Below are 24816 nucleotides of genomic sequence, written 5' to 3'. Positions count from 1 at the left end.
GTTCAATCACGGCAGTTTATCGGCGGGGAACAGAGGATGGCAGTAACATAGGGGGATGTTACTTATAGGTTACTGCCAAAATGTGAAGGTAAAATGCTAGTCGTAGTAGTACTCTTCGGCGATCTCTTCTTCAACAATTTCTTCCTCGACGATTTCCTCTTCGACAACAACATCTGTTGCCACTTCACAGGCACCCTCGTCATACGCTCCGTCTATGGTACCAACAACCGCACCGGTACCGCCTCCGATAGCTGCGCCAGCCGCTGCACCACTGCCACCATCGACAATACCACCAACCACGGCACCAGTAATTGCGCCGTCTACCGCACCATCAATCGCACCTTCTGCGGTTTGATCGCAGTAATAGGCGAAACTAGGAGAGGCGATAAGTGAGGCTAGAAGTAGAATTTTTGTTTTCATGACAAGGTCCTAGATTGAGTAACTGCGTATTAGAGTAAACAAGGAATGTGCGCTGAGTAAGGTCGGCAGCGTCAATCTTGGGTTAGATTCTGGTTGTCGTATTGTTGGGGTGTATTAGGTTTGATTAGAAGTGTTTGTGTATCAATATCTGGAAGCCTAAACTCAAGTTCAGGGTGCAACTTGCTAAGCGGTAACACCTTGACTCATAATGAAATGAGTGATGATTAGGAGAGCAGATAATGCGAGTGTACGTATGGATGTTGGTCGCCTTGCTGGTGGGGTGTAGCAGTGGACCAGATGAGATTAAAGTAGCGGATGAAAAGCTGCTTGTTAGCTACCAAGATGCCCGTGAAGACGCGACACCTTTCAAGGGTCAACCCGCTCGTTGGGGTGGTGTGGTGGCTAAGCTCACCAATCCTTCAGCGAATAGTAGTGAGCTGCAGATCAGCCATTTTGAGTTGGACTCTAAAGGAAGGCCAGATGAAACACGTCAGGGTAGCAGTCGCTTTGTGGTCAAAGTAGAACGCTTTTTGGACCCCAAAATCTTTATGCTAGGCAAACCGATGACGTTTGTTGGCACTATTGTGGAGCAAACTGAGATAAAAGTAGGTGAGCAGACCCTATCTGTCCTTGTGCTCAAAGCATCAAATTATTACCTTTGGACAGAAGATAAGCGCATCAAAACCTACTATGTCGGCGACCCGTTCTACAACTACTACTATGACAGATATTATTATTGGGATTACGTCGATGAAGCGGATCTCATCGAGCATTACGACGCCTATGATGCTTACGACGCGTATGATGCCTACGACTATGGCGATTTTTAGATAAAAAAAGACCCAGCTTCTTAGCTGGGTCTTTTTTTAAGTTTTAACCTTAGGCTGTTAGCGCGAGGATGGAACCAGGAATCACTACGAAGATAGAGACTAGGTAACCAGCAACCACAGCTTTGTTTTTAATGGCCATATCTGAGATATAGTCCGCGCCTTTCACTGGAAGCTCACGTAAGAACGGAATACCAAAAATGAACACCGTTGCCATAATATTGAACACCAAGTGCACTAGAGCAATCTGTAGCGCAAATACAGCGTATTCACCAGATACCGCCGTCGCAGCAAGTAGACCCGTGATACATGTACCGATGTTCGCACCTAGCGTGAATGGGTATACATCACGAACCTTTAGAGCACCTGTACCTACTAGCGGTACCATCAAGCTTGTTGTCGTTGATGAAGACTGAACCAGTACAGTAACGATTGAGCCAGATACGATACCGTGAATTGGACCACGACCAATTGCGTTCTTCAGAATCTCGCGAGCGCGGCCAACCATCAGGCTCTTCATCAGTTTGCCCATCACTGTGATAGCAACAAAGATAGTCGCGATACCCAGAACGATGAGTAGCACACCACCTGTGACGCTACCAAATGCACTTAGTGGCTCTTGGATTGCGCTCACTACCGGCTTAGTGATTGGCTTGATGAAGTTGAGACCGCCCATACTTACATCACCAGTTGCCATCATAGGTGATACAAGCCAGCTAGAGATCTTATCTAGCACACCGAACATCATTTCCAACGGCAGGAAGATAGCTACAGCAAGCAGGTTGAAGAAGTCGTGAATCGTTGCACTTGCAAAAGCGCGTTTAAATTCTGTATTGCAACGAACGTGACCTAGGCTTACTAGGGTATTGGTTACGGTTGTACCAATGTTAGCACCCATGATCATTGGGATTGCTGTTGTGACAGGCAGGCCACCGGCTACCAGACCAACAATAATAGAAGTAACGGTACTAGAAGATTGGATAAGTGCCGTAGCAACCAAACCGATCATCAAACCAGCAACTGGGTGAGAAGCAAACTCGAACAGCACTTTTGCGTGCTCGCCAGTCGCCATTTTGAAGCCACTACCTACCATAGAAACAGCAAGTAGCAATAAGTAAAGCATGAATGCCAAGTTAGCCCAGCGCAGCCAACGCGTCGTAGTCGACATAGGAGTCGTCGCTGTAGTTGCTTGGTTCATCATAGTTTTCTCCGTTTGGCCTTGGTTAATCTATTTGCGGCCTGTTGTTGAATCTGACGCGATAGTAGAACTCGAATATTACAGAAATATGACGAAACTATTTCTATGTGAATTAAGTGCGATCTTAGGTTGGTTTTTAGTCTATAAATTTGAATTTGCGACTTTAACTTGTTGATTTTTATGAATTATATTCTATGTGAGAAAAAGAGATTAATCTGACCTGATTAATGAATTAAATCGATTTATATTGTCTGGTTTGTCAGTTATATGACAGTGGCGTGTCTAATGTGACAGTTAGTGGTTCGTAAAAACAGTATTATTTACTTAATAATTTCGGTTTTAACGAATATTGTTGGATTGGACAGATTTTGCTATAAATGTAGGTCACTCTTTTTAGGCGAAATAGCATGTCTCACCTTAACTATAATCATTTGTACTACTTCTGGATGGTGTGTAAACAAGGCTCAGTCACCAAAGCGGCAGACGCTCTGTTTTTAACCCCTCAAACTGTCACGGGGCAAATCAAAGCACTGGAAGAGCGCATGGATGGCAAGCTAACCAAGCGAAACGGCCGTAGTGTTGAACCTACAGAACTGGGTCAGCTGGTGTATAAGTATGCCGATCGTATGTTTGGCCTAAGTTATGAGATGCTCGACATCGTTAATTACAGTCAGCGCTCTAACTTGCTGTTTGATGTCGGCGTTGCTGACGCGTTATCAAAACGCTTGGTGAGTAAGATTTTGATGACGACGATACCAGAAGACAACAATATTCATCTACGCTGTTTTGAATCGACGCACGAGATGTTGTTAGAACAACTCGCTCAGCACAAGTTGGATATGATCCTGTCTGATTGCCCAGTTGATTCGAGTCAGAGTCCGGGGCTATTCAGCAAGAAGTTAGGGGAGAGTCGTATGAGCTTCTTTACTTCAGGACATATGGACAATGTTAGCTTTCCAGAAGTATTAGAACAGACCCGCCTTCTTATCCCAGGTAGTCGTACCTCAATGGGACGAAAAGTGCTTCAATGGTTTGATCAGCAGGGGATTCAACCTAACATTCTAGGCGAGTTTGATGACGTAGCTCTGATGAAAGCCTTCTCTATGTATAAAGATGATGTGATTTTCCTAGCGCCGAGTATCTACATGTCGGAAATTAAAGACCAGCGACACTTGCAGCTTATCGGTGATATAGAAGATATCAAAGAAGAGTACTACGTCATTTTTGCGGAGCGTATGATTCAACACCCTGCGGTGAAGAGTGTATGCGAAGCGGATTTTACTGACTTACTTGCGTTTTGAGTAAGCTAACAAATTACTCTTTCCAATTACACTTAATTAAACAAAGCGTTACCATACACGTCCTAACCATGTAGAATGTGCTGGAAATTGCCAAGGTTGCTCAAAAAGCAGCCAGTAGGTAGTAATCGGTGTCGCGAAAAGATTTAGAGGTAGACTATGAACTTGCAGGATATGGAGAAAAACTCAGCACAAGCGGTTGTACTCTTGAAAGCGATGGCTAATGAGAGGCGCCTGCAAATTCTGTGTATGCTACACAATACTGAGCTGTCTGTCGGTGAACTGTGTTCTCGCCTAGAGCTAAGTCAGTCTGCATTATCTCAACACTTAGCTTGGCTTCGCCGAGATGGCCTGGTGTCCACTCGAAAAGAAGCTCAAACGGTGTATTACACACTAAGCAGTGGAGAGGTACGTCAATTAATTGAAACACTACATGGTATGTATTGCAGTGATCACTAGTAGGTAGTGGAAGGCGCGAGCAACGAATGTTGCGAAAGAGAGCAGCGAAAGAAACGACAGATACAAAAAAACCGGCATTAGCCGGTTTTTTTAACACAATACAAAGTCTAAATTATAGAGCTTTGATTGCAGCAGAGAAGCGTGCCTTGTGACGAGCAGCTTTATTCTTATGAATAAGGCCTTTAGTCGCCATGCGGTCAAGGATTGGAGTAACTTCTGCAAATGCTGAAGTTGCTGCTTCTTTGTCGCCAGCTTCGATAGCTGCGATTGTTTTCTTCATGTAAGTGCGCATCATAGAACGACGGCTAGCGTTGTGCTGGCGACGTTTCTCAGCTTGGATAGCGCGCTTCTTAGCAGATTTACTGTTTGCCAAGGGTCTAACTCCCAAAAACTTAGTTCGGTGACAATTTAAGGGCGAGGAATATCCCTCATTTGCGCTCAATTGTCAAATGATTTGTGCAAAAACCCGACGATATAAAACAACTTTTGATATCTGTGGGCTATCGCGGTTAAGATGGCGGGGATTCTAACAGTATTTTTCGACCAATGCTAATACTAATCCTCTCTTCAATAACAAAGGCTATTGAAACCGATAAATAGCAAAGCATTGGCTAGGTAATTCAGAGGTTATCGTGAGTAAACGCCTTCTTAAGTCAGGCATGATAGTGAGTGCCATGACGCTGGTGTCTCGAGTATTGGGACTGGTTCGTGATGTGGTGGTGGCGAATCTAATGGGGGCAGGGGCGAGCGCTGATGTCTTCTTCTTTGCCAATAAAATCCCCAACTTTCTTAGACGTCTTTTTGCAGAAGGCGCATTCTCTCAGGCATTTGTGCCGGTACTTACTGAATATCATGCCTCGGGTGATAAAGACAAAACTCGAGAGTTAATTGCCAAAGCCTCAGGGACGCTTGGCGTCATTGTTACCATAGTTACCTTGCTGGGTATTCTTGGCTCGAGTGTCGTGACGGCACTGTTTGGCTTTGGTTGGTTTCTTGATTGGCTCAACGATGGACCCGCAGCACCCAAGTTTGAACTCGCCAGTTTGATGCTCAAGATCACTTTCCCTTATCTTTGGTTCATCACCTTTGTCGCCTTGTCTGGGGCGATTCTCAATACCTTAGGTAAGTTTGCGGTTTCCTCTTTTACCCCTGTTTTTCTTAACGTGATGATCATTGCCAGTGCGTGGTTCATTTCACCTAACCTTGCTCAACCAGAAATTGGTTTGGCGATAGGGGTATTCTTGGGCGGCTTTGTCCAGTTCGCGTTTCAAATTCCCTTCCTTATAAAAGAGGGTGTACTCGTTAAACCTAAATGGGGTTGGCGCGATCCCGGCGTAACTAAGATCCGTACCTTGATGATCCCAGCGCTGTTCGGCGTATCGGTTAGTCAAATTAACTTGCTATTCGATACCTTCATTGCCAGTTTCCTAGCCACAGGTTCAATTAGTTGGCTTTATTATTCAGACCGTCTTCTAGAGTTCCCGCTTGGTTTGTTTGGTATTGCGATTGCTACCGTGATTTTGCCGGCACTGTCGCGCAAGCACGTGGATGCGCACAGTGAAGGCTTTGCCCACACCATGGATTGGGGGGTGCGCATGGTGATCCTACTTGGCTTGCCCGCCATGTTGGGACTAATGGTACTCGCCAAACCTATGCTGATGGTGCTATTCATGCGCGGTGAGTTTACGCCTCACGATGTTGAGCAAGCATCTTTGTCTCTCTTGGCTTATGCATCTGGCTTGCTTAACTTTATGTTGATCAAAGTGCTGGCACCGGGCTATTACTCGCGTCAAGACACTAAGACACCGGTGAAATATGGCATTATTGCCATGGCGTCTAACATGGTCTTCAATGCTATCTTTGCTTACTACTACGGGTATGTGGGTCTGGCGATGGCAACGGCCCTGTCTGCCTTCATTAACATGGCACTACTCTATCGTGGTCTTCACCGTCAAAATGTTTACCGTATAACCAAGAAAACCATTGGTTTTGTTGTTCGTCTAGTGGTTGCGGTTGCGGCCATGGTGGCGGTATTGCAGTGGCAGCTACAAGACATGCAGCAATGGCTAAGCTGGGGCTTATCAGAGCGTATTTTGACCTTAACGATTCTGATTGGTCTTGGTGGCGTCACTTACTTAGTTGCACTGCTTATCTTGGGAATTCGTCCTAAAGACGTAAAAGCAGCGACAGATTAACAATGATTGGTTATAATCCGTCAGTTTCACACTCGTAACATTTACTCAAGCAGGTGGTTTAGTCGTTTCATGGAACTCATTCGAGGCATACATAACCTTAAAAATCAGCACCATGGCTGCGTTTTAACCATCGGCAATTTTGATGGTGTTCACCTCGGACATCAGCGCGTACTGAATCAAGTAAAGCAGAAAGCATCGCAACTGGGTTTGCCTGCGGTTGTCATGACATTCGAGCCTCAACCTATGGAGCTGTTTGCCAAAGACAAAGCGCCAGCGCGTTTGACACGGTTGCGTGATAAGTACGAACTGCTTGAGAAAATGGAACTGGACCGCCTATTGTGTGTGAACTTTAATCAGCGATTTGCCAGCTTAACTGCGGAGTCTTTTATTCGAGACTTGTTGGTGGGTAAATTGGGTGTTAAGTTCCTTGTCATCGGTGATGACTTCCGCTTTGGTAAAGGGCGTGAAGGCAATTTCGAGATGCTTCAAAAAGCGGGCGGAGAGTTCGGTTTTGAGGTTGTGAATACGGCAAGTTTTCGTGTTGAAGAGACTCGAGTCAGTTCAACGGCCATTCGTCAGGCTCTTGCCAATGACGAGCTTGATGCGAGCGCAGAAATGTTGGGGCGTCACTATACTTTGTCCGGGCGTGTTGCCCATGGTCAAAAGTTAGCGCGTGGCTTTGGGTTTCCAACTGCCAACATTTCACTTAAGCGTTATGTCGTTCCTGTCCGCGGCGTCTATGCGGTGCAGGTGTTTGGTGTTGATGATAAGCCGCTACCGGGCATTGCCAATGTAGGTAAAAAGCCAACGGTTGCGGGGACAACGCCAGATCTTGAAGTGCATATCTTTGACTACGAGGGCAACCTTTATGGTCAACAAATTGAAGTGGCACTGCTTCATAAAATCCGTGATGAGAAAAAATTTGAGTCATTGGAGCTGCTTAAGCAGCAAATAGAATTGGATGCTGATGTAGCAAGGGTGTGGCTACGTCAGTTTAAGGGTTAGCGGAAGATTCCACCGCTAACATAATGTCTAACTTTCGCCCAATACAACGGAATTAAGAATCGATGAGTGAGTATAAAGATACCCTGAACCTACCTGAAACAGGGTTTCCAATGCGCGGCAACCTGGCCAATCGTGAGCCAGAAATGCTTAAGCGTTGGTACAAAGAAGATCTTTACGGTGAGATCCGTAAAGCTAAAAAAGGCAAAAAATCCTTCGTGCTACACGATGGCCCTCCATATGCGAATGGTGACATTCACATTGGTCACGCTCTAAACAAGATTCTTAAAGACATTATTATTAAATCCAAAACACTTTCAGGTTTTGACGCACCATATATTCCAGGTTGGGATTGCCACGGTCTGCCTATCGAACTAATGGTAGAGAAGAAAGTGGGTAAGCCAGGTCAAAAAGTGACTGCGGCTGAATTCCGTGAGAAATGTCGCCAATACGCGGCAGGTCAGGTTGAAGGTCAAAAAGAGAGCTTCAAGCGTCTAGGTATTCTTGGTGAGTGGGACAAGCCTTACCGCACTATGGACTTTGCAACTGAAGCAAACATCATCCGTGCACTAGGTAAGATCGCTGATAACGGTCACTTACTAAAAGGCTTCAAGCCAGTTCACTGGTGTACAGACTGTGGTTCTGCACTTGCTGAAGCAGAAGTTGAGTACAAAGATAAAGTGTCTCCTTCTATCGATGTACGCTTTAAAGCGGCAGACGAAGCTGCGCTAGTGTCTAAGTTCGCACTAAGCGAAGGTCATGAAGGTCAGGGTGACATCTCAATTGTTATCTGGACGACCACACCATGGACGCTGCCAGCTAACCGTGCGGTATGTCTACGTGACGATCTTGAGTACGTACTTATCCAAACTGAGGGTGACAACCCTGAGCGTATTATCGTGGCTTCTGAGCTTGCGAAAGACGTGATGGATCGTGCGGGTATCGAGCACTTCCACAACCTTGGTTTTGCGAAAGGTGCGGATCTAGAGCTTTCTCAGTTCAACCACCCATTCTATGATTTCACTGTTCCTGCGATCCTAGGCGATCACGTAACGACTGAATCAGGTACTGGTGTGGTTCACACAGCACCTGGCCACGGTCAAGAAGACTTCGCGGTTGGTCAAAAATACGATCTAGAAGTGGCGAACCCAGTAGGTTCAAATGGCGTTTACTTGCCTGATACTGAGCTATTTGCTGGCCAGCACGTGTTTAAAGCTAACGATGCGGTTGTAGAAGTACTGAAAGAAAAAGGTGCTCTACTTCATCATCATGCATACGAGCATAGCTACCCACACTGCTGGCGCCATAAGACGCCAATCATCTTCCGTGCAACACCTCAGTGGTTCGTATCTATGGACCAGGCGGGTCTACGTGCAAAAGCACTAGAGTCAATCAAGGGTGTTGAATGGATGCCTGAGTGGGGTCAAAGCCGTATCGAAGGCATGATTGAAGGTCGTCCTGAGTGGTGTATCTCTCGTCAGCGTACTTGGGGTGTGCCAATCGCTCTGTTCGTTCACAAAGAGACAGCAGAACTTCATCCAAACTCGCTAGAGCTGATTGAAAAAGTGGCTCAGCTAGTGGAAGAGAAGGGCATTCAAGCTTGGTGGGATGTAGAAATCGCAGACCTACTTGGCGACGACGCTGACCAGTACGAGAAAGTTCTGGATACACTCGACGTTTGGTTCGATTCTGGTGTGACTCACTACTCGGTTGTAGATTCTCGTGAAGAATTTAACGGCAACAGTGCAGACCTATACTTGGAAGGTTCTGACCAACACCGTGGTTGGTTCCAGTCTTCGCTGATTTCATCTATCGCGATGAAAGACGAAGCGCCATACAAGCAAGTGCTAACGCACGGCTTCGTGGTGGATGGTCACGGCCGTAAGATGTCTAAGTCAATCGGTAACGTTGTTGCGCCAAAAGATGTGACTAACAAGCTAGGTGCGGACATCCTGCGTCTATGGGTAGCATCGACTGACTACACTGGCGAAGTTGCGGTTTCTGATGAAATCCTAAAACGCTCTGCAGATGCTTACCGTCGTATCCGTAACACGGCTCGTTTCTTCCTAGCAAACCTAAACGGTTTTAACCCAGAAACTGACCTAGTACCAGCAGAAGAAATGGTGGCCCTGGATCGCTGGGCGGTAGGTCGCGCGCTAGCGGCTCAAGAAGAGATCGTAAAAGCATACGAAGAGTACAACACGCACGGCGTGACTCAGCGTCTAATGCAGTTCTGCTCTATCGAAATGGGCTCGTTCTACCTAGACGTGATTAAAGACCGTCAGTACACAGCGAAACTGGGCGGACACGCACAGCGCAGCTGTCAGACAGCGCTTTACTACATCGTTGAAGCACTTGTTCGTTGGATGGCACCTATCATGTCGTTCACTGCTGATGAAATCTGGAACGAAATGCCAGGCAAGCGTGAGAAGTTTGTGTTCGCTGGCGAGTGGTTCGAAGGTCTGTTCGGTCTTGCTGAAGGCGAAGAGCTAAACAACGAATTCTGGGCTGAAATCCAAACGGTTCGTGATGCAGTAAACAAGCAGCTTGAAGCGGCTCGTGGCGAGAAAACCATCGGTGGTGCACTACAAGCTGAAATCACACTGTTTGCTGATGATGCGCTAACGGCGAAGCTTAGCAAACTAGAAGACGAGCTACGTTTTGTATTGCTAACGTCTGCAGCAGCGGTTAAGCCAATGTCTGAGAAGACAGATGCAGCGAAAGCAACAGACCTAGAAGGTCTATTCGTTGAAGTAGCAGCTACTGAAAATGAGAAGTGTGACCGTTGTTGGCATCACACTCCAGACGTAGGTACTATCGCGGGTCACGAGAAGATTTGTGGTCGCTGCGTATCGAACGTAGACGGTGAAGGCGAAGTTCGTAAGTTCGCTTAATGGTAAGCTAACCGGAACTTTTGAAAGATTTAACAGCCCCAGTTTTTACTGGGGTTGTTTTTATCAGCTAACTGATTGAACATATAATTCATTGAGTGTTTGCTACCAAAGGTAGCGATAAAGGAAACAGATGAGCGAAACGGCAATCACATTTCGACAATCAGGTGTACGCTGGCTTTGGCTAGCGGTAGTGATTTTTATTGCTGATATCAGCATCAAGCTCGTAGTCATGGATAACATGGGTTACGGTTGGGCAAATCGAATTGAAATCTTGCCATTCTTCAATTTGCTCTACGTCCATAACTATGGTGCAGCATTTAGCTTCTTAAGCGACCAGGCAGGTTGGCAGCGCTGGCTGTTCACCGGCATCGCGTTTGTCGTCACCGGTATGCTGACCTATTGGATGAGCAAGCTTCCGGCAAAAGAGAAGTGGAACAACATTGCGTATGCCATGATCATCGGCGGCGCAGTAGGTAATGTCTTTGATCGTGTGGTTCATGGCTTTGTTGTCGACTACTTGGACTTTTACTGGGGCAACTATCATTGGCCTGCTTTCAACCTAGCAGACATGGCGATCTGTATTGGTGCGGCGATGATTATTATCGATAGCTTTCGCAATAAAGAGCAAAAGTAGCGCAGATAACGAATAACCTTAAGCGCTGTGCGTTGATATGCACGGCGCTTTTTTATATAACAAGCTAAATGATAAAGAGCTGCTGTGCGTATCAATCAACACAGACTCAATAACACAAGGAAGCCGTAACGTGAGCATCATTTCCCAAGATAGCGCTGTCACCCTCCATTTTACTATTAAGCTGAGCGATGGCTCTGTAGCCGACAGCACCCATAATATGGGTAAGCCAGCCAAATTTATTATTGGTGACGGTAGCTTAAGTGACAATTTTGAAAAATGCTTGGTGGGTTTGACGTCTGGTGACAACAAAGCCATTGAATTAAAAGCCGCAGATGCGTTTGGTATGCCAAATCCAGACAATGTTCACCATATGGATCGCGCAAAGTTTGTAGGTGACTCTGAGGTTGAAGTCGGTACAATAATGGCCTTCTCTGGTCCTGATGGTATGGAGATCCCTGGTATCATTACGGATATTGCGGGTGATTCGGTAACGGTCGATTTTAATCACCCGTTAGCAGGGCAAGATGTCACCTTTGAAGTTGAAATTCTCGAAGTAGAATAAAACCACCCAGATAAATACGATAAGTAATAGCGGTTCCTCAATGAGTAATGAAATGAAAATTAAACTAGCTAACCCACGTGGCTTTTGTGCGGGTGTAGACCGAGCGATCAGCATTGTTGAACGTGCGCTTGAGATGTATCAGCCGCCAATCTATGTTCGTCATGAAGTGGTACATAACCGTTTCGTGGTTGAAGGCCTTAAGCAGCGTGGAGCGATCTTTGTTGAGGAACTGAGTGAAGTGCCTGATGACAACATTGTGATCTTTTCAGCTCACGGTGTGTCTCAAGCGGTTCGTAAAGAAGCAAAAGCGCGTGAACTGACGGTATTTGATGCGACTTGTCCGCTGGTAACTAAGGTCCATATGGAAGTGGCTCGTGCGAGTCGCCGTAATATGGAAGTAGTGCTTATTGGCCATGCAGGTCACCCAGAGGTGGAAGGGACTATGGGTCAGTACTCAAGTGAGACTGGCGGCATGTACCTTGTTGAGCGTCCAGAAGACGTACTAACGCTCGAGGTTAAAGACCCAAGTAACCTTCATTACGTGAGTCAAACCACACTGTCTGTGGATGAAACCGCGGATGTGATTGATAAGCTTCGCGAAGTGTTCCCTGAGATCCAAGGCCCTCGTAAAGATGACATCTGCTATGCAACGCAAAACCGCCAAGATGCAGTCCGTGAACTAGCTGGTGCCGTGGATGTTATGGTTGTCGTAGGCTCGACCAACTCTTCGAACTCAACGCGTCTGAAAGAGCTTGCAGAAAAACTGGGTACACCGGCATACCTCACAGACACGCCTGATCTGATTGAAGCAAAGTGGTTTGAAGGTAAAGGTCTGGTTGGCGTGACCGCGGGTGCGTCAGCGCCAGAAGAACTGGTTAATCAAATCATCGACCGAATCAAAGCCCTAGGTGCTGATGACGTGGAAGAAGTCTTAGGCCGTGAGGAGAACATGTTCTTTGAGGTGCCAAGAGAGCTTCAAGTGAAGGTTGTCGATTGATAGGGATATCAATGTCTATCGAAAACGCCGCGTTTCTCACGCGGCGTTTTTTGTTGTATAAGAATGAAGAAAAACAACGAGTTCGTGCCTGTGAAATGACACTTATATGAACAAAAGTAAAAAAAGATTTCTATACCGAAATTGGACTTTACTCACAGGCGTATTTTGGTATCCTACGCCGCGCTACCAGTAGGGTAGTTTTTTCGGAGATAACTATGAACAATACCGACCATCCTCCTAGTATGAAAGGAGAAGAATAGCCTCACGTCGGTAATTGCGATCTTCGCTCCTACCGTTGAGGTAGGTGTATTCCTTTCTGTAACACCCTGATATTTTTCTCCTTTCTTCTATTTAGTCACTCTATAAGTGTGCTTGTTGCATGGCAGTTGTACTGTGTCTAACTGCGCCCATAGAGAGTTGACGTTTTGATGGTCGTTACCAACGCTAATCGGGAGATTCGCCATGACGGTAATGAGCAATACATATATTGAAAATGCAGCACCTCGCTTCTCGGAAGAGGAGATCAGTGCAGCAACAAAAGCATTCCTACAATACGACACAGATCAGCAACTGAACTTACTGACAGTGATGCCGATTGATGAAGCAGTAGGTGTGTTACAACACTGTGCCCTAGGGCAAGTGCAATTTCTAATTGAAGAACTTGATCTGCAAGGTCACGATAAGCGAGCAAGACTGTTCGCTCACCATTTGGGGTTAATTCACTCAGAAGCGGAAACCACAGGTGGCTATCTAACAACAGGTGTACTCGAGCACGTTAAACAGCGTATTGGCTGGATCATTACGTTGGCTCTATTGGGTATCGTATCTGGGCTTATTATTGCACAGTATGAAGATACGCTTAGCCAGCTTGTACTGCTTGCCGTCTATATGCCGGTGATCGCCGCCGCTGGCGGTAATACGGGTACTCAGGCTGCGACCTTGGTCATTCGAGCTTTAGCGACAGGCGAGCTACGCAAAAGGCAGTGGCTTGACGTGTTGTGGAAAGAAAGCCGCGTGGCGGTCTGTCTTGCGGCAGCCGTTGCACTCGTGATGGTAGGGCGCATACTGGTCTTTGGCGATGCAAACTCAGCGGGTGGCTTTGATATTAACTTGATTGCGATGGCCATTGCCGTGGCACTGTTTATTCAGGTCACAGTGTCCACGACTCTAGGTGGCGTGTTACCAATCATTGCACGTGTATTCAAACTGGACCCAGCAGTGCTTGTGAGCCCAGTGCTAGCCTCTATCGTTGATATCTCAGGTATGTGGATTTACTTCACTGTGGTCAATCACTTCTTAGGATTGTCTTAACCACTCAAGAACTCGGCTATCTAATCGCAGAGAACGCAAAGCGCAGCTATTGCTGCGCTTTGTTGTTTGAGCGTTCTAACGAGAAACTGTAATCGACGACTTGTCGATAATAGGCTTTCTCGAACTGGGTGAGCGGCGACTCTACAGGTTTGCTGGTCGTAGGCTTCTGAGGGTGATAGTCCGTCACAAATTGCACGAACAAGCTCTCACGTTCTCCTTTACTACCCAGGCCAAATCCCATCATATTGTAAGTACCAAACAATGAACCACTTTTTGCGACAAGTGCACCCTTTATAGGGGCTTTTCGCATGCTTGAGCGATACTTTAGTGTGCCGTTATTTCCTGAAACTGGCATTAATCGAGCGAGTTTTAATTGGCTGTCATTGTTATGGATGTAGCTAAGGACGTGCTGCATCTGATTGGCTGTCACACGGTTATTACGAGATAATCCTGAGCCATCTTCAAGAACGGCGAGTTCAAGATCGATGCCCGCTTTATCTTTCAAAATGGCTTTAATCGCTTCAGTACCGTTGTTAAAAGAGCCGGGCTCATTAAAGTAGGTCGCGCCTAGGGTTTTGGTGATGTTATCCGCATAGAGGTTGTTGGAATCTTTGAGCATGACAGCAAGCAGGTCATTCAGCGGACGAGAGCGCTGGACGAACAGTGGCTTCTGGCTGGTTATGTTGGGCGTACCTACTCGCACTTCACCTGAGAGCGTGACGCCAAGGCGTTGTAACTCAGATTTAATTACGTCGACTGTAAATTGCTCAGGAGAAGAGACAGCAAATTTAAGGGGGATGGGGGACTGACGTTGCACCGCGCAGCCACTAATCGAGTACTGGTTATTTGGGCTGACTTCGAGCTCTAGGTCGCAATGACTTTGCTCTTGTTGTTGTTTGGATACGCTAAGCGCAGTAGTTGATGCACTGACAGGCTGGTGTGATGGGATATTAACACGTGTGGAACCATTGCTATTGGTGTAGAGCGCGCCTTGGACACAATTACCGTCAAGGGTAATGGCCGACGCTGGAGCGCTGTAGCAAACCCCAAGAATATCCCAAGGCCACCCAACACCGCGCTGATAGCCTGCGAAAGCTCGGTCATCTAACCAAATATTATTAAAGCGTGAACCTACTTCTGATTTCGCCTCTTTGAGCATAGTCGTCAGTGATTCTCGACTAAAGGTAGGATCTCCTGAATACTTGATGATCAGGTCATTGCCTGATGTATAAAGCGTGGTTTCAAATCGAAAACTATCGGGTAGCGTCAGCTTTGCTGCCAAAGCTGTGACGACTTTTAACGTACTCGCTGGTGGAAAGAATTGATCGGTATTTTCCGCGATAAGAGGCTGATCTGGGCTTGAGAGTGGTGCGATTAGCTGTGCATTTCGACTGCCGTATGGTAAGTGCTTGCTGGCATCGATGCCGGCGGCAAATATCGATGATGAAAAAAGCAGAAGACAGCTGAGTGAGAGTTTAGGTGTCATGGCGGTTCAAAGAAGAATGGGCTTAGTTTTAATGTAGGCTAGCAACCTATTAAGTCGAGATAAAGCGTTAAATTTTCGCAAAAAGTGGTATCGGATAGTCTTTGTACGGCTTCGATATAGTGAATCTACATCGCTCACATTTTCGTGCTAACCTAAATGCAGTTAGCCTTGCGAAATCAAAGCCAACTAGGCTATATTGTTGCGTTGCTCGAAGGGATCTATTCCGATCCTCTTAACTAAGAGCATTATAGCCAGTGCAAGTAGTCGGGTGTGCCCATTACCTTAATATCTGAATCTCAGTGATTTGTATCCACGGATTGATTACACTAGGCTTAATCCAGTTTATTTTTCAAATTGTACTCAGGCTTGCTTGAGTAGGGTTTTATTGTCCAAAGGATGCTTTGGAAAAGAGGTTGTTATAATGGAAAAGGTTCCAATGACTGTACGTGGCGAACAGCAGCTACGTGAAGAGCTAGATCGTCTACTTAAACTTCGTCCACAGATTTCTGAAGCAATTGCAGAAGCGCGTGAACTTGGCGACCTAAAAGAGAACGCAGAATATCACGCGGCTCGTGAAGAGCAGGGTATCTGTGAAGCGCAAATTCGTGATATTGAATACAAGCTGTCTGTAGCGCAAGTTATCGATGTGACTAAGCTAGACAACACGGGCAAGATCATCTTTGGCTCTACTGTGACTCTCATTGATATCGATACGGATGCTGAGCAGACATACCAAATCGTGGGTGATGACGAAGCAGATATTAAAGCTGGTCGCATCTCAGTAAGCTCACCGATCGCGCGTGGCCTTATCGGTAAAATGGAAGGTGACGAAGTAACTATCGTAACTCCTGGTGGTCAAAAGGACTTCGAAATCGACAAGGTTGCTTACGTTTAAGCAGTGTTGTTGAATGAAAGGTTGAAAGAAAGTCGTCAAATTGGCGGCTTTTTTTGTGCCTGCATGATGGTGGCATCGCGCTCGTTTGACAGATACCCATTGTCAGAAAAATGAAAAGGCCGCAGATGCGACCTTTTCCACTTTGAAACAAATTGTTTCTATAAAATCAACTGTTCAACAAATTACTTGCGTGGCAGTTCGATTTTCTTTTGCTCTGACTGACGGTAAAGAACAAGAGTCTTACCGATAACCTGAACTTTTTCCGCTTTCGTTTCGCGCACAATTGCGTCGATAATCAGCAGTTTAGTTTCACGGTCTTCTGACGCCACTTTCACTTTAATCAGTTCGTGGTGGTCAAGAGCGATTTCGATTTCCGCTAGAACAGCCTCTGTTAGTCCATTTGCGCCCATAAGCACAACGGGTTTCAGTGCGTGTGCTAGGCCTTTTAGGTGCTGTTTTTGTTTGGTGCTTAGGTTCATAACGCGGCCAAATTTATTTACTATTAGGGTTGAAAAGTCGTATTTTAACGCCATCTAATGACGAAGACTATACTTTATTCTAAGGGCTTGCCCTTATCGAGTTGGAAATTGAATGAGTAAGCAAAAACATTCGGCCAGTTCTGGTCGTTGGCTAAAAGAGCATTTTGATGATAAATATGCCAACGAGGCCAGACGAAAAGGCTATCGTTCACGTGCTATCTTTAAGATTGAAGAGATTCAAAATAAAGATAAGCTACTGAAACCTGGGATGACTGTGGTTGATCTTGGTGCTGCTCCTGGTGGGTGGTCTCAATACGCAGCCAAAGTCGTTGGCGACGAAGGACAGGTGATTGCCTGTGACTTGTTGCCAATGGATCCTATCTCTGGTGTGAGTTTCCTTCAGGGCGATTTTCGTGAAGAAGCGGTGCTCGATGCACTATTAGAAAGAATCCAACCGGATATGGTCGACGTAGTAATGTCTGATATGGCTCCGAACATGGCAGGAAACTTATCTGTCGATCAGCCTAGAGCAATGTATCTTGTTGAACTAGCATTAGATATGTGTCATCAAACTTTAGCACCTGGCGGCAGTTTCGTCGTGAAAGTGTTCCAAGGCGAAGGGTTTGATGAATACGTAAAACAGGTACGTGAAGCCTTCAAAGTTGTGAAGATTCGCAAGCCTGACTCATCTAGAGCTCGCTCTCGTGAGGTGTTTATTGTGGCTAATGGTTTCAAAGGCTGAACATTAGTTTACAAAGACAAAATTAACAATGTAGCTACAGCCTAAAAACTGTAGTACCCTACCTTTAATTACAATTAGTTATCGAGAGGCTGACACCTTGAGTGACATGGCAAAGAATTTAATTTTGTGGTTAGTCATCGCCGTTGTGTTGATGTCGGTATTCCAAAGCTTTGGGCCGGGAGAAAGTAACGGTCGAGCGGTAGATTACACCACGTTCGTACAGGAAGTTGGCAATGGCCAGATTCAAGAAGCTCAATTCAAAGACAGCGAGATAACCTTTACTCGTCGTGGCGGTGGCAGTCGTTTTGTGACTTACATGCCAGTTTATGATCAAAAACTTCTTGATGACCTAATTAATCAAAACGTGAAAGTTTCGGGTACGCCACCGGAAGAGCAGAGCCTGCTTGGCACTATCTTCATCTCGTGGTTCCCTATGATTCTTCTTATCGGTGTCTGGATTTTCTTCATGCGCCAGATGCAAGGCGGCGGCGGTAAAGGCGCTATGTCGTTTGGTAAGAGTAAAGCTCGCATGATGAGCGAAGAACAGATTAAAACCACCTTTGCTGACGTTGCAGGTTGTGACGAAGCAAAAGAGGACGTGAAAGAGCTCGTAGACTACCTACGTGATCCAAGCCGCTTCCAGAAGCTGGGCGGTAAGATCCCAACGGGTGTTCTAATGGTTGGTCCTCCAGGTACTGGTAAAACGCTTCTTGCTAAAGCGATTGCCGGCGAAGCGAAGGTACCGTTTTTTACGATTTCTGGTTCTGACTTCGTAGAAATGTTCGTGGGTGTTGGTGCATCTCGTGTGCGTGACATGTTCGAACAAGCGAAGAAAGCAGCACCTTGTATCATCTTCATCGATGAAATCGATGCGGTAGGTCGTCAGCGAGGCGCTGGTGTTGGTGGTGGTCACGATGAGCGTGAGCAAACCCTTAACCAAATGCTTGTAGAGATGGATGGTTTCGAAGGTAACGAAGGTATCATCGTTATTGCAGCAACTAACCGTCCTGACGTACTTGACCCAGCACTACTTCGTCCTGGTCGTTTTGACCGTCAAGTTGTGGTTGGTCTACCTGATGTACGTGGTCGTGAACAGATCTTGAAAGTACACATGCGCAAAGTACCTCTAGCGTCAGACGTTGAGCCATCTTTGATCGCACGTGGTACGCCAGGCTTCTCTGGTGCAGACCTTGCTAACCTAGTAAACGAAGCTGCTCTGTTTGCAGCGCGTGGTAACAAACGCAACGTGTCTATGGTTGAGTTCGAACTAGCGAAAGACAAGATCATGATGGGTGCAGAGCGCCGCTCTATGGTGCTTTCTGAAGAAACCAAAGAGTCAACGGCATACCACGAAGCGGGTCACGCCATCGTTGGTCGCTTGGTTCCTGAGCACGATCCTGTGTACAAGGTATCTATCATTCCACGTGGTCGTGCACTGGGTGTGACTATGTACCTACCAGAGCAAGACCGTGTGAGCATGTCTCGTCAGCACCTTGAGTCGATGATCTCAAGCTTGTACGGCGGTCGTCTGGCCGAAGAACTTATCTACGGTAAAGACAAGGTATCAACAGGCGCATCAAACGATATCGAACGTGCGACAGATATCGCTCGTAAGATGGTGACACAGTGGGGCTTCTCGGAAAAACTGGGCCCTCTACTGTACGCGGAAGATGAAGGTGAAGTGTTCCTAGGTCGTAGCGTAACCCAAACGAAACACGTATCGGGTGAAACGGCGAAACTGATTGACGAAGAAGTTCGTCTCTTGATTGACCGAAACTACGATCGTGCTAAGCAGATACTCGAAGACAACATGGATATCATGCACGCCATGAAAGATGCGCTTGTAAAATACGAGACCATCGATGCAGGTCAGATTGATGACCTGATGGAGCGCAAATCGGATATTCGTGAGCCAGCAGGCTGGGCTGACCAAGCGGCAGCGCAGCAAGAAAAGGCAGAGGCTAAACCTGAGCCTAAAGCTGAAGAGCCTAAAGTAGAAGAGCCAGCTGCGCCAGCCGCTGACTCAGAAACAAAGGCAGAAAACGTGTCTTCTGAGCCAACTAAGAAAGACTCAGAGTAACCACTTGTGATTAAGCCCCGAGCCTAGCTCGGGGCTTTTGTCGTTTAAAGCAGTTATGATTTTACAAGCAAACAACAAAACACTCTCTCTCGATACGCCCCAAGTCATGGGCATCGTCAATGTCACGCCAGACTCATTCTCCGATGGTGGTAAATTCAATTCGGTTGATGCCGCACTTGAACAAGTTGACGCTATGGTTGCGTCTGGGGTTACGATTGTCGATGTAGGCGGCGAGTCAACGCGCCCCGGAGCGCCAGACGTTGAGCTGCAACAAGAGCTAAAGCGTGTTATCCCGGTCATTAAAGCCATCCGTGAACGACATGACGTGTGGATTTCTGTCGATACGAGTAAGGCGGAAGTGATGCGTCAAGCGGTAGAAGCGGGGGCGGATATCATTAATGATGTCCGTGCACTTCAAGAACCTGGCGCTGTAGAAGTGGCGGCTAAGGCTGGCGTGCCGATTTGTCTGATGCATATGCAAGGTCAGCCGCGCACTATGCAAATGAATCCGACCTATGAGGATCTTTTGAAAGACGTGGCGGAATTCTTACAAGAACGTATCTCTGCGTGCGAAGCTGCCGGCATTTCTCGTGATAGACTCATCCTAGATCCGGGTTTTGGATTTGGCAAAACACTCGAACATAATTATCATCTGCTAGCGCATCTAGATAAATTCCATCAATTTGAATTGCCTATTCTTGCTGGTATGTCGCGTAAATCAATGATTTTCAAATTGTTAGATAAAGCGCCTGCGGACTGTTTAGCGGGAAGCCTTGCCTGTGCGACGCTCGCTGCCGCGAAAGGGGCACAGATTATCCGCGTTCATGATGCGGTGGAAACCGTTGAGGCGATGAAAATCGTCCAGATGATGCAATCAAATTTATAAAAACGAATAAGGAAATAGAATGTCACAACGACGTTATTTTGGTACCGACGGTGTTCGTGGAAAAGTGGGCCAATACCCAATTACACCTGACTTTGTACTTAAACTAGGCTGGGCTGCGGGTCGTGTTCTTGCAAAGCAAGGCACAAAAAAAGTAATCATCGGTAAAGACACGCGTATCTCTGGCTATATGTTGGAATCGGCTCTAGAGGCGGGTCTTTCTGCTGCGGGTCTAAAAGCCATCTTTACTGGTCCATTGCCAACTCCTGCTGTGGCTTATCTTACGCAGACTTTCCGCGCGGAAGCTGGCATCGTTATATCAGCTTCGCATAACCCATATTATGACAACGGCATTAAGTTCTTCTCTTCTGAGGGGACAAAACTTCCGGACTCAATTGAGCTAGCGATTGAAGAAGAGCTGGATAAAGAAATTGAGTGTGTTGAGTCGTCAGAGCTTGGTAAAGCAAGTCGTTTGACCGATGCGGCGGGTCGTTATATCGAGTTTTGTAAGAGCACCTTCCCACATGATTTGAGCCTAGCCGGTCTAAAAATCGTTATCGATTGTGCTCATGGTGCCACTTATAAGATCGCACCTTCAGTATTTAAAGAGCTTGGCGCTGAGCTAATTTCTATTGGTGTTGACCCAGATGGTACCAACATTAACGCTGAAGTGGGTGCCACGGACGTACGAGCTCTACAAGCAAAAGTGGTTGAAGAAAAAGCCGACCTTGGCCTTGCTTTTGATGGTGATGGCGACCGCATCATCATGGTCGATCACCTAGGTAACAAAGTGGATGGCGACCAAATTGCCTACATTATTGCCCGTGACGCACTACGTCGTGGCGAGCTAAAAGGTGGAGTTGTCGGTACTCTAATGACCAACCTAGGTATGGAAAACGGTCTTAAGCAACTTGGAATCCCATTCGTTCGCGCAGCCGTTGGTGACCGCTATGTAATGGAGCAATTGCTTGAGCGTGACTGGCGCATCGGTGCAGAAAACTCAGGTCACGTTATTCTGCTTGATAAAGTCACGACGGGTGATGCTATCGTGGCTGCGCTACAAGTGCTTGCTTCTGTGATTGGCGCGAAGATGTCGCTCAATGAACTCGCAAGTGGCATGACGCTCTACCCACAAGTGCTGATTAACGTTCGTTTCAGTGGCGATGCAAACCCGCTAGAAGCAGAAGCTGTAAAACAGGCGGTAGCGAAAGCGGAAGCGGATCTTGGCGATAAAGGTCGTGTACTACTTCGCAAATCGGGCACAGAGCCACTGCTGCGTGTTATGGTTGAGGGCGAGGATGACGCGCTAGTGAATCAGTCAGCACAGTACATTGCTGATATCGTAAAAGAAAACTGCTAAGTAGAGACTATTTAGCATGAGCAAGAACCAAATTAGTTCTTTTGGTTCTTGCTTATTTTTTATATGATTACTCGCTTATTCTTATCGGTAATTGTTCTTTTGCCCTTTTTTTGAGCGTTCAGTTGCTCGGCGAAAGATTTTTGTCATTTTTCTCTTGTCAGTCAGTGCGGCATTCGCTAGTATTGCCACCGCCTTCTCTTAGGAGGTCATAGCCAGGTTTTCAATGCGTTCAGCAAGGAAAGCAGCGCTGGCTCAACAATTAGGAACATAGGTGGACACATGATTCAAGTTCTACTTGTGATTTACCTGTTGGCTGCGCTTGGTGTTATTGGCCTAGTGTTGATTCAACAAGGTAAAGGCGCAGATATGGGAGCCTCATTCGGTGCTGGCGCTTCAAACACAGTGTTTGGTGCTAGTGGCTCAGGAAATTTCCTAACCCGAATGACTGCAATTTTTGCAATCGTATTTTTTGTTATCAGCTTAGTACTTGGCAACATGTACACTCACAAAGGTGAGTCTCAATGGGTTGACCCTACTCAAGGTCAAGTGATTGAGCAAGCAGCTGATGCAGCGAGTGATGTTCCAGCTGAAAACAGCGACGAGATCCCTCAATAAGTCGATTGATTCTAACGAATTGAAAAGCTTAGATGCCGAGATGGTGAAATTGGTAGACACGCTAGCATGAGGTGCTAGTGCCTTTGGTGTGAGGGTTCGAGTCCCTCTCTCGGCACCATTATTTATAAACTTGTAATACAGGTTGTTGAGCGTATAATGCTCAGCACGTCGGACGCGGGGTGGAGCAGCTTGGTAGCTCGTCGGGCTCATAACCCGAAGGTCGTCGGTTCAAATCCGGCCCCCGCAACCAATACTTTCTAAGTGTTGATGGATTGCAAGTTTAGCAGTGTGAAAAAATCACTGCACATCGAGGAAACACCAACTATCTTTTTAGGGTGTTATTTTTTCTCGATGATCAGGGTCCAGCAACAAAAAACCCCGACTATCGGGGTTTTTTGTTATTTGCGCTTTTTAAAAGGCCGCAAATACAAGTGCTTGGAATTTAAATTGGGCTATATGCCCTTTTTTTGTTTCTGGAGTGGTTAAATGACTGGTTTAGAAAGACAACTTACAGAATTGCTCGAAGCGCCTGTTGAGGCAATTGGCTACGAGCTTGTTGGTTTAGAGTTCATCCGTGCAGGTGAGCATTCTACCCTTCGAATCTATATCGACCATGAAGATGGTATTACTGTTGATGCTTGCGCAGAAGTAAGTCATCAAGTAAGTGCAGTAATGGATGTCGAAGACCCAATTACGGTGGCTTATAACCTAGAGGTGTCTTCACCAGGCCTAGAAAGACCACTTTTCAAAGCAGCACATTACCAACAATTTATTGGTCACGAGGTCAGCATCGTTCTAAAAATGGCTGTCGGCAACCGTCGTAAATGGAAAGGTGTCATCCAATCTATTGAAGGCGAGACAGTGACCATCCTTGCTGATGGTAACGAAGAAGAAATGGCGCTAAGCAACATTTCAAAAGCTAACCTTATCCCTAAATTTTAGGTCCCTAATAATAAAAGCTTAGAGGCTAGATAAATGAGTAAAGAAATTTTAGCGGTAGTAGAAGCAGTTTCTAACGAGAAAGCTGTTCCTCGTGAGCGTATCTTTGAAGCGCTAGAGATTGCACTGGCAACCTCTACAAAGAAAAAACACGAAATGGAAATTGAAGTTCGTGTTGCTATTGACCGCAAAACTGGCGAATTTGAAACTTTCCGCCGCTGGATGGCAGTAGAAGAAGTTGAATTCCCAACGAAAGAAATTTCTATCGAAGCTGCGCAGTATGACGATGAATCTGTTGAACTAGGCGACTTCGTAGAAGAAGAAATCGAGTCAGTAACGTTTGACCGCATCACGACGCAAACAGCGAAGCAAGTTATCGTACAGAAAGTACGTGAAGCTGAGCGCGCGCAAATCGTTGAGCAGTTTATCGACAACGAAGGCGATCTAGTGACAGGTGTGGTTAAGAAAGTTAACCGTGACACTATCATTCTAGACCTTGGTAACAACGCAGAAGCCGTGATCCTACGCGATGACCAGCTTCCACGTGAAAACTTCCGTCCAGGTGACCGCGTACGTGGTCTTCTATACAAAGTGGCTCCTGAAGCTCGCGGTTTCCAGCTATTCATTACTCGTTCTAAGCCAGAAATGCTTGCTGAGCTGTTCCGTGTGGAAGTACCAGAGATTGCTGAAGAGCTAATCGAGCTGAAAGGTGCGGCGCGCGATCCGGGTTCTCGTGCGAAGATCGCTGTGAAAACAAACGACAAGCGTATCGACCCTGTGGGTGCGTGTGTTGGTATGCGTGGTGCACGTGTACAAGCGGTTTCTGGTGAGCTTGGCGGTGAGCGTATCGATATCGTTCTTTGGGACGATAACCCTGCTCAGTTTGTTATCAACGCAATGGCGCCAGCAGACGTTGCTTCTATCATCGTTGATGAAGATGCGCACGCAATGGACATCGCAGTTGAAGCAGATAACCTAGCGCAAGCTATCGGTCGTAGCGGTCAAAACGTACGTCTAGCATCTCAACTTACAGGTTGGGAACTGAACGTAATGACAGTTGCAGACCTTCAGAAGAAACACCAAGAAGAAGCATCAGCTTCTATCGAAAACTTTATGAAGCACCTAGACATCGAGCAAGACTTCGCGGAAATGCTTGTTGAGGAAGGCTTCTCAACTCTAGAAGAAGTGGCATACGTGCCAGTTAACGAGCTTCTAGAAATCGACGGCTTAAACGAAGAGCTTGTAGAAGAGCTTCGTAGCCGTGCAAAAGATGCCCTAACGACACTAGCTCTTGCTCAGGAAGAGTCATTCGAAGGTGTTGAGCCAGCTGAAGACCTACTAGGACTAGAAGGTCTAGAGCGTGAAATGGCATTTAAACTGGCTGCAAAAGGTGTAGCTACTCTTGAAGACCTTGCAGATCAAGGTGTCGATGAGCTAGAGGGCATTGAAGGGCTAACAGAAGAGCGCGCAGGTGAGCTAATCATGGCTGCACGTAACATCTGTTGGTTCGGCGACGAAGAATAATAATCAGCAAGGAGGT

The 24816-nt window shown here is 46.5% G+C and carries 23 protein-coding genes and 2 tRNA genes; 20 read left to right on the top strand and 5 right to left on the bottom strand.

Going from position 1 to position 24816, the window contains the following annotated elements; translation table 11 throughout:
- Positions 1-96: 96 nt before the first annotated feature.
- Positions 97-420 carry a YMGG-like glycine zipper-containing protein gene (locus tag J4N45_RS15700; protein ID WP_128648280.1) on the bottom strand — a complete coding sequence of 108 codons (324 nt, stop codon included), beginning with the start codon at positions 418-420 and terminating at the stop codon, positions 97-99.
- A 239-nt stretch (positions 421-659) separates the two neighbouring features.
- Here J4N45_RS15700 and J4N45_RS15695 point away from each other — a divergent pair, with 239 nt between their 5' ends.
- Entirely contained in the window at positions 660-1250 is a 591-nt protein-coding gene (locus J4N45_RS15695; protein WP_252012390.1) for a Slp family lipoprotein, read from the top strand.
- A gap of 49 nt (positions 1251-1299) precedes the next feature.
- Here the strand turns inward: J4N45_RS15695 and J4N45_RS15690 are convergent, their stop codons facing one another.
- On the bottom strand, positions 1300-2445 hold the full coding sequence (locus J4N45_RS15690; protein WP_234496041.1) for a Na/Pi symporter: 1146 nt from the start codon (positions 2443-2445) through the stop codon (positions 1300-1302).
- Between the two features lie 407 nt (positions 2446-2852).
- Here J4N45_RS15690 and nhaR point away from each other — a divergent pair, with 407 nt between their 5' ends.
- Together nhaR and J4N45_RS15680 are read left to right on the top strand one after the other, a co-directional pair.
- The gene (nhaR, locus tag J4N45_RS15685; protein ID WP_252012388.1) at positions 2853-3746 is read left to right on the top strand and encodes a transcriptional activator NhaR; all 894 of its coding nucleotides are present in this window, start codon (positions 2853-2855) and stop codon (positions 3744-3746) included.
- A gap of 156 nt (positions 3747-3902) precedes the next feature.
- Positions 3903-4202, top strand: coding sequence for an ArsR/SmtB family transcription factor (locus tag J4N45_RS15680; protein WP_042473561.1), 300 nt, complete (start codon positions 3903-3905; stop codon positions 4200-4202).
- A 112-nt stretch (positions 4203-4314) separates the two neighbouring features.
- Here J4N45_RS15680 and rpsT read toward each other — a convergent pair whose 3' ends face one another.
- Positions 4315-4575, bottom strand: coding sequence for a 30S ribosomal protein S20 (rpsT, locus tag J4N45_RS15675; RefSeq protein WP_042473565.1), 261 nt, complete (start codon positions 4573-4575; stop codon positions 4315-4317).
- A 259-nt stretch (positions 4576-4834) separates the two neighbouring features.
- Here rpsT and murJ point away from each other — a divergent pair, with 259 nt between their 5' ends.
- From murJ to J4N45_RS15640, 7 genes are all read left to right on the top strand, one after another.
- Positions 4835-6397: a murein biosynthesis integral membrane protein MurJ gene (gene murJ, locus J4N45_RS15670; RefSeq protein ID WP_353505872.1), complete on the top strand. Its 1563-nt coding sequence runs from the start codon at positions 4835-4837 to the stop codon at positions 6395-6397.
- A gap of 69 nt (positions 6398-6466) precedes the next feature.
- Positions 6467-7402, top strand: coding sequence for a bifunctional riboflavin kinase/FAD synthetase (gene ribF / locus J4N45_RS15665; protein WP_252012386.1), 936 nt, complete (start codon positions 6467-6469; stop codon positions 7400-7402).
- Between the two features lie 62 nt (positions 7403-7464).
- A complete protein-coding gene (gene ileS / locus J4N45_RS15660) occupies positions 7465-10293 on the top strand; it encodes an isoleucine--tRNA ligase (RefSeq protein ID WP_252012384.1) in 2829 nt (942 codons plus the stop codon).
- A gap of 130 nt (positions 10294-10423) precedes the next feature.
- Positions 10424-10927 (top strand): signal peptidase II, encoded by a 504-nt coding sequence (gene lspA, locus J4N45_RS15655; protein ID WP_042473570.1) that lies wholly within the window; start codon positions 10424-10426, stop codon positions 10925-10927.
- Positions 10928-11057: 130 nt separating this feature from the next.
- On the top strand, positions 11058-11489 hold the full coding sequence (gene fkpB, locus J4N45_RS15650; protein WP_112459689.1) for an FKBP-type peptidyl-prolyl cis-trans isomerase: 432 nt from the start codon (positions 11058-11060) through the stop codon (positions 11487-11489).
- A gap of 40 nt (positions 11490-11529) precedes the next feature.
- On the top strand, positions 11530-12486 hold the full coding sequence (ispH, locus tag J4N45_RS15645; protein WP_252012381.1) for a 4-hydroxy-3-methylbut-2-enyl diphosphate reductase: 957 nt from the start codon (positions 11530-11532) through the stop codon (positions 12484-12486).
- A 462-nt stretch (positions 12487-12948) separates the two neighbouring features.
- On the top strand, positions 12949-13797 hold the full coding sequence (locus J4N45_RS15640; RefSeq protein WP_234495238.1) for a magnesium transporter: 849 nt from the start codon (positions 12949-12951) through the stop codon (positions 13795-13797).
- Between the two features lie 46 nt (positions 13798-13843).
- Here the strand turns inward: J4N45_RS15640 and dacB are convergent, their stop codons facing one another.
- Positions 13844-15283 carry a serine-type D-Ala-D-Ala carboxypeptidase gene (gene dacB, locus J4N45_RS15635; protein ID WP_252012379.1) on the bottom strand — a complete coding sequence of 480 codons (1440 nt, stop codon included), beginning with the start codon at positions 15281-15283 and terminating at the stop codon, positions 13844-13846.
- A 421-nt stretch (positions 15284-15704) separates the two neighbouring features.
- Here dacB and greA point away from each other — a divergent pair, with 421 nt between their 5' ends.
- Positions 15705-16178, top strand: a complete 474-nt coding sequence (greA, locus tag J4N45_RS15630) for a transcription elongation factor GreA (protein ID WP_252012377.1) — start codon at positions 15705-15707, stop codon at positions 16176-16178.
- A 182-nt stretch (positions 16179-16360) separates the two neighbouring features.
- Here the strand turns inward: greA and yhbY are convergent, their stop codons facing one another.
- Complete coding sequence (gene yhbY, locus J4N45_RS15625; protein ID WP_042473875.1) at positions 16361-16657, bottom strand: ribosome assembly RNA-binding protein YhbY; 297 nt, start codon at positions 16655-16657, stop codon at positions 16361-16363.
- Between the two features lie 112 nt (positions 16658-16769).
- Here yhbY and rlmE point away from each other — a divergent pair, with 112 nt between their 5' ends.
- From rlmE to nusA, 9 genes are all read left to right on the top strand, one after another.
- On the top strand, positions 16770-17399 hold the full coding sequence (gene rlmE, locus J4N45_RS15620; RefSeq protein ID WP_042496566.1) for a 23S rRNA (uridine(2552)-2'-O)-methyltransferase RlmE: 630 nt from the start codon (positions 16770-16772) through the stop codon (positions 17397-17399).
- Between the two features lie 106 nt (positions 17400-17505).
- Positions 17506-19479: an ATP-dependent zinc metalloprotease FtsH gene (gene ftsH, locus J4N45_RS15615; protein ID WP_252012375.1), complete on the top strand. Its 1974-nt coding sequence runs from the start codon at positions 17506-17508 to the stop codon at positions 19477-19479.
- Positions 19480-19534: 55 nt separating this feature from the next.
- On the top strand, positions 19535-20365 hold the full coding sequence (gene folP, locus J4N45_RS15610) for a dihydropteroate synthase (RefSeq protein ID WP_252012373.1): 831 nt from the start codon (positions 19535-19537) through the stop codon (positions 20363-20365).
- A 19-nt stretch (positions 20366-20384) separates the two neighbouring features.
- Positions 20385-21722 carry a phosphoglucosamine mutase gene (gene glmM / locus J4N45_RS15605; protein ID WP_042473580.1) on the top strand — a complete coding sequence of 446 codons (1338 nt, stop codon included), beginning with the start codon at positions 20385-20387 and terminating at the stop codon, positions 21720-21722.
- A gap of 279 nt (positions 21723-22001) precedes the next feature.
- Positions 22002-22337 carry a preprotein translocase subunit SecG gene (gene secG / locus J4N45_RS15600; RefSeq protein ID WP_042473582.1) on the top strand — a complete coding sequence of 112 codons (336 nt, stop codon included), beginning with the start codon at positions 22002-22004 and terminating at the stop codon, positions 22335-22337.
- 34 nt (positions 22338-22371) lie between these two features.
- Positions 22372-22455, top strand: a tRNA-Leu gene (locus J4N45_RS15595).
- 55 nt (positions 22456-22510) lie between these two features.
- Positions 22511-22587, top strand: a tRNA-Met gene (locus tag J4N45_RS15590).
- 236 nt (positions 22588-22823) lie between these two features.
- Positions 22824-23279 carry a ribosome maturation factor RimP gene (rimP, locus tag J4N45_RS15585; protein ID WP_042473583.1) on the top strand — a complete coding sequence of 152 codons (456 nt, stop codon included), beginning with the start codon at positions 22824-22826 and terminating at the stop codon, positions 23277-23279.
- A gap of 33 nt (positions 23280-23312) precedes the next feature.
- On the top strand, positions 23313-24800 hold the full coding sequence (gene nusA, locus J4N45_RS15580) for a transcription termination factor NusA (protein WP_234495243.1): 1488 nt from the start codon (positions 23313-23315) through the stop codon (positions 24798-24800).
- Positions 24801-24816 lie beyond the last annotated feature (16 nt).

The sequence above is a fragment of the Vibrio sp. SCSIO 43140 genome, assembly GCF_023716585.1.
Lineage (GTDB): Bacteria > Pseudomonadota > Gammaproteobacteria > Enterobacterales > Vibrionaceae > Vibrio > Vibrio maritimus_B.
Note: the sequence above shows the minus strand (reverse complement) of the source record. Positions and strands in the feature narration are given on the sequence as shown.